This is a genomic window from Novosphingobium guangzhouense, assembly GCF_002896965.1.
Classification (GTDB): domain Bacteria; phylum Pseudomonadota; class Alphaproteobacteria; order Sphingomonadales; family Sphingomonadaceae; genus Novosphingobium; species Novosphingobium guangzhouense.
Genome location: NZ_LYMM01000014.1, coordinates 136,323 through 149,067 on the forward strand (window position 1 = coordinate 136,323; position 12,745 = coordinate 149,067).

Genomic DNA, 12,745 nt, shown 5'->3' on the forward strand with positions numbered 1-12,745 from the left:
TTAAAATCAGACTCAGGATGGTTGAAAATGCCCCCTCAAATCGGAACCGGCAATCTTGCCGTCTACATCAGGGACTGCTGCACGGAATTTTCCGGGCGCGTGGCGTTCGTTGAGGGGGATCGCGAACTTAGCTATGAAGCCCTGTGGTTGAAAGCCGGAGCGCTCGCGGGTTTCTTGCGCCAGCAATGCTCAGTAAACCGGGGCGACCGGGTCGCCGTTATGCTGCCTAACATCATGGCTTTTCCGATCGCCGTTGCGGGGATCGTGCGTGCGGGCGCAGTCCAGGTGAATATCAATCCCTATTATACCGCGCATGAGTTGAAGCATCTGCTAAATGATTCCGAGGCCGACGTTATCATCACAACGTCGCTTTCCCTGCCTGCGATCAGAGGGGCCGATGTCCGTTCGATACGATCGGTCATCTTGGTCGACAATTTGCATGAAGAAGACTTGCTCTCTCTACCAGCTATCTGGCAGGTCGCCGATTTCGAAGATGCCCTCGGCTCCAAGTTCCCGGCGCCGGATATCGTCGATCATCTGGGGAAGGAGGATTTGGCGTTCCTTCAATATACGGGAGGGACAACTGGGCTGCCCAAAGGAGCGATGCTTAGCCACGGCAACATCATGGCGAATGTTCGGCAGTTTCAAGCGATTTGGGGTGAGGAGGATAACGTCAGGCAGATCAACGTCCTGACAGCCATTCCACTTTACCATATATTTGCGCTGACCGTGAACATGATGTGCATGCTTTCGCTCGGAGCGAAGAATGTCCTCATTCCCAATCCGCGCGATCTGAGGGAGATCTCTGCGCTCTGGCAACGTCACAAGATCAACTTTGTGACTGGGGTAAACACGTTGTTCAAGGCGCTTGCTGCGGAGCCATCCTTTGCGGAGTTGGACTTTGACCCCGAGCTGCTGGCGATGGGCGGCGGCGCGCCGGTGCAGGAGGTGGTCTCCTCACGTTGGAAGGCATTGACCGGCAGGCATATTCGAGAAGGCTATGGCCTCTCCGAGACATCGCCTATTCTGACTTGCACACCGTTTGCCGAGGAACGGTTTCTCGGGAGCATTGGCGAGGTGGCCCCGGGGACCGAACTGGCTATCCGCGACGAGAATGGCGCCGATGTTCCAAGGGGAGAGGTTGGGGAGCTTTGCGCGCGCGGTCCCCAGGTGATGCAGGGCTATTGGCGACAACCGGCGGCGACATTGCAAGTCATGACGAGCGATGGCTATTTCCGAACTGGAGACCTTGCGCGGCAAGATGAAAACGGCCGCTACTATATTGTCGACCGACAGAAGGACATGATTCTCGTGTCCGGCTTCAATGTCTACCCCAATGAGGTGGAAGTTACCGTCTCGCAACTGGCTGATGTGGTCGAGTGCGCTTGTGTCGGCGTTCCGGACCAAACCACCGGGGAAGCTGTTGTGCTGTTTGTTGTGGGCAGGACGCAAAACTTTGATGTGCAGCGCATTCGTGTGCATTGCCGAGAAAATATGGCGGCCTATAAGGTGCCACGTCATATCCATATGATCGAGGAAATGCCCAAATCGAGCGTTGGGAAGATCTTGCGACGCGAACTTCGCGAGCGGTTGATCCATGGGAAAGTTATGGAAGAAAGCTAAGTTGAATAAGTTGGATGCTGCTGAAAGCGGATTCGGTTTTGGCTAAGATCGAGTGCGATTGGCGTCAGGATCCCAGAAACTCTCGAAGCATAGCTTGTGGAAATCCTCGGTAAACTCTCTCCGAATAGAGGCTAGGTCCATTGTCTTGGAGCCTGTCGAAAGAATTCTCACAAGTTTGCCGACGAACAATGCAAAGCCAAGTATGCCGGTAACGGGGGGCAAGCTTCGCTTCGCCGCAAGTTCAAAGACAGTCTGCCAACCGCGATAGATATCGCGAACGAAGCCCCAGATAGTTTGCCGGAGCTCTGGTCGCCGCGAGGCTTCGATCCAGGTCGAAAAAAACGCGAGGTTGAGCGCTGAAAATTCAGTGGCTTCGCGGATGAAAATGGTCGTCGTCACTTCGACCAGATTTTCGAAGGTCACAGCTTGACGATCTAGGCTTTGCATCACCCCGCGGTAACGCTGCTTGGAATTCTCCACGAGAAGCATGCCCGCCGAAGCAAGCAGTGCATCTGTTGTCCGGAAATGATATGCGGGCGCCGTTGCTGTCAGGCCGGCTTTCTCCGCGACTGTTCTGAAGCTGACCTCTGCCGCGCCTTCTGATATCAGAAGGTCGATTGCAGCTCCGAGGATCAGATTACGGGTACGCTGCGCCTTGTTCGTCGCCGCTGGAGGCTTCGAGGGAGCGGAACATGTCGAGGGGGGCCAAAGGTCCGTGGGTTGGCCTTCGTGGTTCAGGACCTGGTCGACTTGCTCCTGATCCAGTCGCAGTGCCGTGACAAAAAACAGCAGTCCCATGACCAGATCGATCCCGGAACGAGCTATGCGGTGAGGATTGGGCTCTCCAGTAGCCTCAGCGATGTCAGACCATAATTTTGAAATGCTGACGTTCCAGGCTTGGGCGAGAGAAAGGCTTTCCTCATGGCGCACGGCGTCGAGGGCGATTTCCGCCCAGGCAAGCGTGAGCGTCCGATCTCTGTCTGTTGCATTTCCAACGAGCCGATAGGCGAAGTCACGAAAGCTGGGGGGCGCGCCCGATCTAAAGCGGGATGCTGCGCGTGCGAATGCGTCTGTATAGCGTTCCAGGATCGCTGAGGATGCGGCGGCCACGAGGCCAAATTTGCTGGGATAATAATAGTTGACAAGCGCAAGGCTAACTTTGGCACGCGAGGCAACCTGGCGGTAGCTAAGACCGGCGAGGCCCCTGTCAGCCATGACCGTCACAGTTGCGCGAATGATGCGGGCGCGCGCGTCGCGATCAGATTCATCGGCGCCGGATACCACGCGCTCGCCAAGGGCGGAGACTTGTCTGGCCTTGTTGTAATTCATTCTCTCTCTCCTAGCACGGCGGTTCGATTGAGCAACACAACCCACAGCATATCGATTTGCCTTGACGCGAAACTGCATATCTGATTTTTGAGTGATCGTACAGGATGAGAGCCAAGGCAGTTTTCTGCGTGATTCTTTTGCAAGTGCCGAACCAGGTCTTGCTGATGTGGGCAGCGAAGGGCTGCGAGTTCGACGACTCGTACAGGGCTTGGGCCTTGGAAGGAGTAAATGGTGTCGCTTTTTGATCTTGCCGGCAAAGTAGCGCGTGAGACGGGGGCGTCGCGTGGGATCGACAGGGCTGTCGTGGAAGCGTTGGCAGAGGCTGGCGCTCGGGTGGCGGTTTCGAGCGGGACGCAGGCGGCATGCGAAGAAGTAGTCGCGACGATCAATGTGGTTTCGTTGAACGGAGCCATGATCGGGGCCGACAACATCAGCGCCTATAACATGTCGAAGGCCGCAGACCTTCAGCCTGTCCGCAACCTCGCTGTCGAACCGGGGGATTCCAATATCCGTGTTAACGCGATTACTCCGGGGGGCATTCGTACTGATTTCGCCAAACCACTTTGGGAAGATCCGGCTGCCGAGTTCAGGCTTTGCGAAGCACTGCCCCTCGGCAGGATCGGTGAGCCGACCGGTATCGGCGGTGCTGCCTTTTTTCTCGCGTCTCAGGCAGCTCCTTACATCACAGGTCAATCAATCATCATTGATGGCGAGGCAACGGTTAGAGGCGTGCATTGACGTCCTGTCCGTTTACCGGCCTAATCGGAGCCGCACTATGCAGTTGAATTACCATCAGGATATTCTTGAAATCGTTCTGGATAATCCACCGGTCAATGCCCTTGGTGCAGCTTCGCGCCGCCAGTTGCTTGAGGCCTTGGACAGTGCCGATGCCAATTCATGTGTCAGCGCAATTGTCATTCGGGGGGGAGGGGCCTTGTTTTCGGGGGGGGCGGATATTTCCGAGTTTGATAAGCCCTGGCTTGAGCCCGGGCTTCCGGGCCTTGTCGATCGTCTCGAGCGCTGCAGCAAGCCCGTAGTCGCAGCCATCCATGGCATTTGCTACGGTGGCGGTCTTGAACTTGCCCTGGCATGCCACAGGCGCATTGCATCGCCCGCAGCCAGGATGGCGCTTCCCGAAGTTCTGCTTGGACTTCTGCCTGGCGCCGGTGGAACGCAACGCTTGCCCCGCCTTATTGGAGCAAGGGCTGCGCTCAAGATGATGTTGGATGGTGCGCCGGTGGACGCATCTACGGCCCTGGCATTGGGCCTAGTGGATCTGATCGCCGGTGATCTCGCTGTCGCCGCACTGGAGATGGCACGCCAGGCGGCCACGGATCAGATCCGGCGCACAGGCGATTTGCCCTTGCCCAAGGACTTGCGTGAAGCGGTTCTGGATGCGCGAGAAAATCTGTCAAAAAGGTCTCTTAGTCCCGCGCAAGCATATATCATCGATAGCGTTGCTGTGATGGATGAACTCTTCAGTGCAGGGCAAGCGGTCGAAGCCCGACTATTCACAACGCTCCTTGCAACCGAAGCTTCGCGCGGGCTGCGCCATGCATTCTTTGGCGAGCGCAAGGTCGCCCGAATTCCCGGATTGTCCAAGGAGATCAATCAGCGCGACATCAAACGCGTCGGGGTTGTGGGTGGCGGCGTCATGGGTACCGGGATCGCTATCGCTCTTCTCAATGCTGGACTGGACGTAACGATCGTCGATCTCCAGCCGGAAGTACGGGCCAAGGCTGAAAGCACCATAAGAACTACCATTCAGCGCGATGTGAACAAAGGCCGAATCGATCAGCGGATCGCGGATGCACGTTTTGCCGCCCTTTGCATTGCCGATGATCTGTCAGCTATGTCCCGGGTCGACCTGGTTATCGAAGCCGTTTTCGAAGATATAGAGGTCAAGAAGAAGGTCTTTACCGCTCTTGACCAACACACGCGTCCGGACGCTATTCTGGCCAGTAACACCTCCACCCTTGACCTGGATGTGATCGCAGCTTTCGTGAAGAATCCCTCGCGCGTCATAGGGCTGCATTTCTTCTCGCCCGCCAACATCATGAAATTGCTTGAGGTCGTTCGAGGCCGTGAAACAGCACCGGAATTGCTCGTGGCCGCCATGGCATTTGCAAAGCGTATTGGTAAGGTCGGTGTTATATCGGGCGTGTGTGACGGATTTATCGGCAACCGGATATTCGAAGAATATCTTCGTCAAGTCTACTTCATGCTCGAGGAAGGCGCACTTCCGCAGCAGATCGATGCGGCAATGGAAAAATGGGGCATGGCCATGGGACCATGCCGCACCATGGACCTTGCCGGTCAGGATATTGGGTGGGCCATTCGCAAGCGCAGGGCAGTGCAGAATCCTGAACGCCCCTACTCGGGTATTCCGGATCGGATCTGCGAACTGGGCAGGTTCGGGCAGAAGTCGGGTAAAGGATTCTACCTTTATCCCGATGGCCGCACGGCGCAGGTTGACCCGGAAATAGAACAGCTCATTGTAGGTTACTCTGATGAATTCGGCATTGAGCGGCGCGAAATCAGCGACGAAGAAATTATAAGCCGCTGCCTCCTTGCAATGATCAACGAAGGTGCAAAAATCCTTGAGGAGGGTATCGCCTATCGTCCGATCGATATCGATATGACCTATTTGCTCGGATATGGGTTCGCACGTGAACGCGGAGGGCCGATGTTCCAGGCTGACCAAATTGGTCTGCCGTCGGTGTTTGAGCAACTCAACGCTCTTGCGCAAGGCCGCAACGGCTGGGCCTGGACGCCGTCCCCGTTGATCGGGCGATTGGCTGCCGGTGGCGAAAGCTTTGAATCTCTTAATCAGTAATTTCCTAAATTCTGCGGAGAATTCCATGACCAATGTCTATCTTGTATCGGCTGCGCGAACGGCGATTGGGTCTTTTGGCGGCGCGTTGAAGGACCAGCAACCCGGTGAACTCGGAGCAATTCCGATCCGCGCCACTATTGAGCGGAGCGGCTTGGCGCCCGAGTTGGTCGGACACGTCGTAATGGGCAGTGTGGTGCTTACCGAGCCGCGCGATGCTTATGTAGCTCGGATTGCTGCCATTACAGCAGGTATACCCAAGGAAGTTCCTGCATTGACGGTCAATCGGCTTTGCGGATCGGGATTGCAGGCCATTATCAGCGCTTCCCAGTCGATCATGTTGGGAGATTGCAAAGTTGCAATCGGAGGTGGCGTCGAGGTGATGAGCCGGGCGGCCTATTATTCCCCTGGCACGCGTTGGGGACAAAGAATGGGCGATACTGTAATGCTTGATGGCCTCAACGGCGCCCTGACCGATCCGTTTCACAAAATTCATATGGGCGTGACGGCGGAAAATGTGGCACGTGAATATCAGATCAGTCGCGCTGACCAGGATGCTTTGGCGCTCGAGAGTCAGCAACGGGCTGCCCGGGCGATTGCGGAAGGACGTTTTCGTGATCAGATCGTTCCGGTAGAGATCAGCTCGCGAAAGGGCTCTGTGGTCTTTGACACGGACGAGCATGTCCGCATGAACGCGCAAGCTTCGGATTTGGAAAGTCTTAAGCCTGTTTTCCAGCGCGAAAACGGAACGGTCACTGCAGGCAATGCCTCGGGTATCAACGACGGCGCGGGAGCTGTTCTCCTGGCATCGGAAGCTGCGGTCAGGGAGCATGGGCTCACGCCCCTTGCTCGCCTTGTTTCCTATGGCCATGCAGGCGTGGATCCTGCTTATATGGGGATTGGGCCAGTACCAGCGACGCGACAGGCTCTTGAACGTGCAGGTCTCTCGGTTGATGCTCTGGATGTTATTGAATCGAACGAAGCTTTTGCCGCTCAGGCGTGCGCGGTTTCGAAGGAACTCGGATTCAATTCCGAGAAGGTAAATCCCAACGGCAGTGGCATTTCCCTTGGACATCCGGTTGGGGCGACCGGCGCGATCATCACAACCAAGCTGGTTTACGAGTTGCAACGCTCCGGTGGTCGCTTTGGCCTTGCTACCATGTGCATAGGTGGCGGCCAGGGGATCGCCGCGATTTGGGAACGTATCTGAATATCTGGAAGGATTAGAAATGAAGATAATTGTGCCTGTTAAGCGGGTTATCGATTACAACGTAAAGCCGCGCGTGAAGGCGGATGGCACGGGCGTGGACCTGGCTAACGTCAAGATGAGCATGAACCCGTTCGACGAAATCGCCGTCGAGGAAGCCATTCGCCTGAAGGAAAAGGGCGCGGCGACCGAGGTCGTGGCAGTGTCGATCGGCGTCGCCAAGGCGCAGGAAACGCTGCGCACGGCGCTGGCGATGGGCGCTGATCGCGCCATCCTGATCCAGACCGATGATGAGGTGGAACCGCTGGGCGTCGCCAAGCTGCTCGCCAAGGTGCAGGAAGAGGAAGGCGCTGGTCTGATCATCCTGGGCAAGCAGGCGATCGACGATGACAGCAACCAGACCGGCCAGATGCTCGCCGCGCTGCTGAACCTGCCGCAGGGCACCTTCGCCAGCAAGGTCGAGGTCGAGGGCGACAAGGTCAACGTCACCCGCGAAGTCGATGGCGGCCTGGAGACGGTGAAGCTCGCCACCCCGGCGATCATCACCACCGACCTGCGTCTGAACGAGCCGCGCTATGCGTCGCTGCCGAACATCATGAAGGCGAAGTCCAAGCCGCTGGCGACCAAGACGCCGGCCGACTATGGCGTCGATATCGCCGCCCGTCTGGAGACGCTCAAGGTCTCCGAACCGCCCAAGCGCTCGGCTGGCATCAAGGTTGCCGATGTCGATGAACTGGTGGCCAAGCTCAAGGCTCTGGGAGTTGCAGCATGACGAAGGCGCTCGTTTGGGTTGAACATGAGGGCGGCGCCGTCAAGGACGCGACCCTTTCCGCCGTGACCGCCGCCGCCAAGCTGGGCGAAGTCCATCTGCTGGTCGCTGGCCAGGGCGTCGACGGCGTTTCCGCCGAAGCCGCCAAGATCGCCGGCGTCGGCAAGGTCCATGTCGCCGACGACGCGGCCTTCGGCCATGCGCTGCCGGAGAATGTCGCGCCGCTGATCGTCGAACTGATGGGCCATCATGACGCGTTCGTCGCGCCGGCCACCAGCAACGGCAAAAATATCGCGCCGCGCGTCGCCGCCCTGCTGGACGTCATGCAGATCAGTGACATCCTTTCGGTCGAGAGCGAAGACACCTTCACCCGTCCGATCTATGCCGGCAACGCGATTGCCACGGTCAAGTCGAAGGATGCCAAGAAGGTCATCACCGTTCGCGGCACGGCCTTTGAAAAGGCAGCCAAGGAAGGCGGCAATGGCGCGGTGGAAGCCGTGGCCTCGACCGGCGACAAGGGTATCTCCTCCTTCGTCGGCGCCGAGATCGCTAAGCTGGAACGGCCCGAACTGACCAGCGCCAAGATCATCGTGTCGGGTGGCCGTGCGCTCAAGGATGGTCCGACCTTCGAGGAATATATCATGCCGCTGGCCGACAAGCTCGGCGCGGCCGTTGGTGCCTCGCGCGCTGCGGTCGATGCGGGCTATGTCCCCAACGACTATCAGGTCGGCCAGACCGGCAAGATCGTCGCGCCGGAAGTCTATATCGCCGTCGGCATCTCCGGCGCGATCCAGCATCTGGCCGGCATGAAGGACAGCAAGACCATCATCGCCATCAACAAGGACGAGGATGCGCCGATCTTCCAGGTGGCCGACATCGGCCTGGTCGGTGATCTGTTCAAGGTGGTGCCGGAACTGATAGGCAAATTGTGACACAACGCCGGTCGTAGATCTCTTATACGCTAAAGGAACGTATCGTGACATTTCGTCCTCCAGTTGCCGAGCAGCGCTTCGTACTTGATCACGTCGTGCGGCTGGCAGAAATTACCTCGCAGGACCAGTTCGCCGCTGCAGAGTCTGACATGGTCGAAGCCATTCTCGACGGCGCCGCGTCCCTGGCGGCTAATGAGTGGGCGCCGCTCAACCGTGTCGGTGACACCAATCCGCCTCGGTGGAACGACACTGTCGTAACAATGCCGCCCGGCTTTCGCGAGGCTTACCGGACATATGTCGAGGGCGGATGGGGCACTATTGCGGCCCCCTCCGCATTCGAAGGACAGGGCCTGCCCAGTACGCTCGCCTTCGGCGTTGCCGAAAGCCTGGGGGCGGCAAATCTTGGATTTAGTCTTGGGCCGATGCTCACACAAGGGGCGATCGAAGCCCTCGTGAAGCATGGCTCCCCCGAGCTCCAGGCTGCCTATCTTCCCAAGCTGGTCACGGGAGAGTGGACCGGGACGATGAACCTCACCGAGCCCAATGCGGGTTCGGATGTGGGGGCCCTTCGCTCGAGCGCAACGCCTGCCGGAGATGGCAGCTGGCGGGTAAAGGGAAACAAGATCTTCATTACCTTCGGCGAGCATGATCTTGCAGAGAATATCATTCACTTGGTGCTTGCCAGAACACCCGATGCGCCGGCGGGCACGCGGGGGATATCCCTTTTCCTGGTTCCTAAATTTCTGCCCGACGGAAGCAGGAATGATGTCCATTGCGCCTCCATTGAGCACAAGCTTGGCATTCACGCCTCTCCCACCTGCGTTATGTCTTTTGGGGACAATGATGATTGTCGCGGATGGCTGATCGGGCCAGAATTTGGCGGAATGCGCGCAATGTTCACGATGATGAACAATGCACGCCTCAATGTTGGCCTTCAAGGTGTCCAGATTGCCGAACGAGCAACCCAACAGGCCGTCGCTTATGCGCTCGAGCGAGTTCAGTCGCCCAGGGCGAGCAACCCCGAGGGCGGACCGGTTGCCATCATCGAGCATCCCGACGTGCGAAGGATGATTTTGCGTATGAAGGCGCAGACCCAGGCCATTCGTTCCCTTGTATATGCCGCGGCGGGCGAACTTGATCGTGCCCATCTTGGCATCGAAGGGGCAAAGCAGAGGCTGGATCTGCTCACGCCTCTTGCCAAGGCACATGGTACAGACGTCGGCTGTGAGGTGGCAAGCTTGGGTGTGCAGGTCCACGGGGGCATGGGTTTCATTGAGGAAACCGGTGCCGCGCAGCACTATCGAGATGTTCGCATAACCCCGATCTATGAGGGGACTAATGGCATCCAGGCCGCGGATCTGGTAGGCCGCAAACTCGTTGGAGACGAAGGCGCGCAAATGCATGCGCTCATTGCGGATGTCCGGTCGGAAACGAAGAATGCCGGATTGCTCGCTTTGACCGACCAGATTTCTACCTTGACCGGTGTGCTGGTCAAGGCGTCGACCGACGACAGGTTGGCAGCGAGCGCGCCTTATCTGACGATGGTGTCAGTGATGACCTGCGGGTGGTTGCTGGAACGTCAGGGAACGGCGGCTGCAGGTCTGCTTGCAAACGGGGAGGGCGATTCTGCATTTCTCAAGGCAAAACTCGCGACCGTAAACTGGTATCTTGCGCACATTGTCCCCGAGGCGAGTGGCCTTGCTGCATCTGTCGCCGAAGGTGGCAAGGGTCTTTATGATCTCACTGCGGAAGAACTGGCTGCCTGAACTGGTCCGTCCATTTTTGTCGGGACGATCGGCAATGTTGTGGATGGGGACTTCCTTGCGGGAGTCCCCTATGACATGCCGTTGCGGTCGGTTGATGGCCACCTTCGATCATCCACGCGGCTACAAAGGCTGAGGGAGAGATGCTGAAACTTGAGCAACTGCGCTGTTTTGTCGTGGCGGTCGATAAAGGCAGCCTGGTGGAAGCGTCGCGCGTGCTCAACATGTCTCCGTCCGCAGTCGCCTATAACGTCGAAACGCTCGAGAAGCTGCTTGACACGGCTCTTTTAATTCGTCGTCCGGCGTCGGGGGTGTCGGTTACCATGGATGGCGCGAGATTGCTGGAGCGCGCGCGCCCATTCGTCCAGGAAGCCATTGAAATGGAGCAGCTATTTCCTGCCCGCGGACGTAGCCTCGAAGGCGAACTGGTCATCGGATGTCAAGAAGGATTGAGCTGGTCTCTTATTCCATTGGCCGTCGAACGGCTGAAACGCAAGCATCCGCATCTGGCCGTAACTCAGAAGACTGTGTTCATGGAAGAAGGGAATAACCCTATCACAAACGCGGCCGTTGATCTGCTTGTTACCTTTGTTCTCGAAACGACAGATGATGCGGCAATAGATACAGAAGTCCTTTGTAAGCCAAAACCTTATGCCTTAATGCGAGCCGCTCATCCGCTTGCCGAGCTTGGTCGCAGTATTTCGATGGAGGAGCTTGCTCAATTTCCTCAATTATTCATCCAGGACGGTCCCGCCCTGGAACTTTTTAGAGCAATGTTTCAAGATAAAGGCCTGTCGCCGCCCTATAGCGTTGGCAGTAATACGAGCGCCGGGGCGCAGGCTGTAGTTGGCCGGTGCGATAGCGTTTATTTGCGATACGTCAAATCAGCGCAGAATATTTCTCCGCTCGGTGATGCTCTCGCATTCGTTCCTGTGTCTGATATTGAACGCGGGGCCTACCTCGTGGCCTCCTGCGCCAGGCGCAAATATGGCGGCCGTCAGGCCAAGATCGAGAGCTTTATTTTCGAATGCCGTGCTCTATTCGACGACGGCACGATGCGTGATCATTTGATCTACTGAGCGACCTTGCGGCCTTCAACATTGCAAGATGACCCGATCTGGCTGCAGCCCTGCATCCAGCGTCGCTCGGTGGAAAAGGCGCATTGCAGTCAGATCGTAAAGTGGATAGTGTCCATCTTATGGCTTACCCAAAAAAGATCGACGGCGACAAGATCGTCGCTGCTGCGGTGGAATTGCTAGTGGGGCAAGGGTCTGAAGCATTGTCGTTGCGCAAGGTCGCAGGCCGTTTGGGTGTGGTTCCCAATGCGATATATCGGCATTTCGAAGGCCTGGATGCGCTTGTTGCTGCGGTTGCGGACGAAGCCGCACGCCGCATGCTCCAGGAGATGGACGCCCATCTGAATGAGGCGTCAGCCAACGAAGGCACTTGCGGGGAAGCCGCCATTCGAGCGATCGCCACAGCTTACGATAAATTCGCGCGGGAAAACCCAGATCTTTATCTGCTGATCGTCCAGGATACCTCGCTGGGCGAGGCAAAACTCGAACGGCCTCGGTTCCGAGAACAATTGTGGCTACGCGTTTGCGAAGCGATGGGGCATCTTGTAGGCAGCGCCGACGGCGACCGTGCGGCGATGATCCTGTGGGGCATGCTGCACGGTCTGCAGTCACTTCGTAGCGCGCACCTGATCGAGTGCAGGACCTCTTCGGAATTGGGGTCCTATCCTGTCGATGTTCTCTTGCATGGGCTGCGGTCAGCGAAGGGGGCTGCAATCCAAAAGCCTTTGCACGTCTGATATGCGCCTCGTGCTTCGATCTGCGCGCAAAAACAGGCAAAAAAAAGCAGCATTGTTCAAGATGAGATCGGGGTGTGCCTGTATTTCAGCCTAGCTGAAAAACATGCGAGGTTGATCCGTCTTGCTTGATATTCCTGCTGCGCAATTTGGCTCCTCGGTCTCGATGGGGCTGCCCTTGCATTTTTCGCTGAAGAAATGGCGATGCGAAATGTCCAAATTTCCTGCCGATGATCGCAGGGCGTGGCGGAATAGCCATTTGTCTGATCGCGTACGGACCTTGAGCATGCCTTGGCAGGAACATGGCATGAGCCGCTTCTTTAGGGTGTCGTGAGCCGCGCACATAGAGCAAGCGGATCGACCACGCGGCGGCGTGTGGTGTCGGGCACGCTGTAATAATTGCCGGCCACCGCGACCATGCCTTCACGGCTGATCCGCCGTTCGACCGTCAGGACCGTGTCGTAGCGCATGCCGGGCAG

At 57.5% G+C, this 12,745-nt stretch carries 11 protein-coding genes; 9 read left to right on the forward strand and 2 right to left on the reverse strand.

Annotated features, from left to right (window positions below; genetic code table 11):
- The first annotated feature begins 27 nt into the window (after positions 1 to 27).
- Positions 28 to 1,623: a long-chain-fatty-acid--CoA ligase gene (locus A8V01_RS04865; protein WP_170065834.1), complete on the forward strand. Its 1,596-nt coding sequence runs from the start codon at positions 28 to 30 to the stop codon at positions 1,621 to 1,623.
- Positions 1,624 to 1,665: 42 nt separating this feature from the next.
- On the opposite strand, the gene A8V01_RS04870 is transcribed toward A8V01_RS04865, so the two are convergent.
- Positions 1,666 to 2,952, reverse strand: a complete 1,287-nt coding sequence (locus tag A8V01_RS04870) for a TetR/AcrR family transcriptional regulator (protein ID WP_170065835.1) — start codon at positions 2,950 to 2,952, stop codon at positions 1,666 to 1,668.
- Between the two features lie 228 nt (positions 2,953 to 3,180).
- On the opposite strand from A8V01_RS04870, the gene A8V01_RS04875 reads away from it, so the two are divergent.
- The 8 genes from A8V01_RS04875 (at position 3,181) to A8V01_RS04910 (ending at position 12,269) form a co-directional block, all read left to right on the forward strand.
- The gene (locus tag A8V01_RS04875; RefSeq protein WP_425437263.1) at positions 3,181 to 3,690 is read left to right on the forward strand and encodes an SDR family NAD(P)-dependent oxidoreductase; all 510 of its coding nucleotides are present in this window, start codon (positions 3,181 to 3,183) and stop codon (positions 3,688 to 3,690) included.
- A 37-nt stretch (positions 3,691 to 3,727) separates the two neighbouring features.
- Positions 3,728 to 5,788 carry a 3-hydroxyacyl-CoA dehydrogenase NAD-binding domain-containing protein gene (locus A8V01_RS04880; RefSeq protein ID WP_103094804.1) on the forward strand — a complete coding sequence of 687 codons (2,061 nt, stop codon included), beginning with the start codon at positions 3,728 to 3,730 and terminating at the stop codon, positions 5,786 to 5,788.
- 25 nt (positions 5,789 to 5,813) lie between these two features.
- Complete coding sequence (locus A8V01_RS04885) at positions 5,814 to 6,995, forward strand: acetyl-CoA C-acyltransferase family protein (RefSeq protein ID WP_103094805.1); 1,182 nt, start codon at positions 5,814 to 5,816, stop codon at positions 6,993 to 6,995.
- 19 nt (positions 6,996 to 7,014) lie between these two features.
- Complete coding sequence (locus A8V01_RS04890; RefSeq protein ID WP_103094806.1) at positions 7,015 to 7,764, forward strand: electron transfer flavoprotein subunit beta/FixA family protein; 750 nt, start codon at positions 7,015 to 7,017, stop codon at positions 7,762 to 7,764.
- On the forward strand, positions 7,761 to 8,693 hold the full coding sequence (locus tag A8V01_RS04895) for an electron transfer flavoprotein subunit alpha/FixB family protein (protein WP_103094807.1): 933 nt from the start codon (positions 7,761 to 7,763) through the stop codon (positions 8,691 to 8,693). The genes A8V01_RS04890 and A8V01_RS04895 overlap by 4 nt, the downstream gene beginning before the upstream one ends.
- 44 nt (positions 8,694 to 8,737) lie before the next feature.
- Positions 8,738 to 10,459: an acyl-CoA dehydrogenase family protein gene (locus tag A8V01_RS04900; RefSeq protein ID WP_211294958.1), complete on the forward strand. Its 1,722-nt coding sequence runs from the start codon at positions 8,738 to 8,740 to the stop codon at positions 10,457 to 10,459.
- 140 nt (positions 10,460 to 10,599) lie between these two features.
- Complete coding sequence (locus A8V01_RS04905) at positions 10,600 to 11,535, forward strand: LysR family transcriptional regulator (RefSeq protein ID WP_103094808.1); 936 nt, start codon at positions 10,600 to 10,602, stop codon at positions 11,533 to 11,535.
- A gap of 119 nt (positions 11,536 to 11,654) precedes the next feature.
- Entirely contained in the window at positions 11,655 to 12,269 is a 615-nt protein-coding gene (locus A8V01_RS04910; RefSeq protein ID WP_103094809.1) for a TetR/AcrR family transcriptional regulator, read from the forward strand.
- Positions 12,270 to 12,586: 317 nt separating this feature from the next.
- On the opposite strand, the gene A8V01_RS29690 is transcribed toward A8V01_RS04910, so the two are convergent.
- A partial coding sequence (locus A8V01_RS29690; protein WP_425437266.1) for a Mu transposase domain-containing protein occupies positions 12,587 to 12,745 on the reverse strand: 159 nt, incomplete at its 5' end.

Bases quoted from the DNA above. Each gene is read 5' to 3' on its own strand.
- A8V01_RS04890 (WP_103094806.1), top strand. From the start codon at position 7,015: ATGAAGATAATTGTGCCTGTTAAGCGGGTTATCGATTACAACGTAAAG.
- A8V01_RS04910 (WP_103094809.1), top strand. From the start codon at position 11,655: ATGGCTTACCCAAAAAAGATCGACGGCGACAAGATCGTCGCTGCTGCG.
- A8V01_RS04865 (WP_170065834.1), top strand. From the start codon at position 28: ATGCCCCCTCAAATCGGAACCGGCAATCTTGCCGTCTACATCAGGGAC.
- A8V01_RS04895 (WP_103094807.1), top strand. From the start codon at position 7,761: ATGACGAAGGCGCTCGTTTGGGTTGAACATGAGGGCGGCGCCGTCAAG.
- A8V01_RS04875 (WP_425437263.1), top strand. From the start codon at position 3,181: ATGGTGTCGCTTTTTGATCTTGCCGGCAAAGTAGCGCGTGAGACGGGG.
- A8V01_RS04870 (WP_170065835.1), bottom strand. From the start codon at position 2,952: ATGAATTACAACAAGGCCAGACAAGTCTCCGCCCTTGGCGAGCGCGTG.
- A8V01_RS04880 (WP_103094804.1), top strand. From the start codon at position 3,728: ATGCAGTTGAATTACCATCAGGATATTCTTGAAATCGTTCTGGATAAT.
- A8V01_RS04905 (WP_103094808.1), top strand. From the start codon at position 10,600: ATGCTGAAACTTGAGCAACTGCGCTGTTTTGTCGTGGCGGTCGATAAA.
- A8V01_RS04885 (WP_103094805.1), top strand. From the start codon at position 5,814: ATGACCAATGTCTATCTTGTATCGGCTGCGCGAACGGCGATTGGGTCT.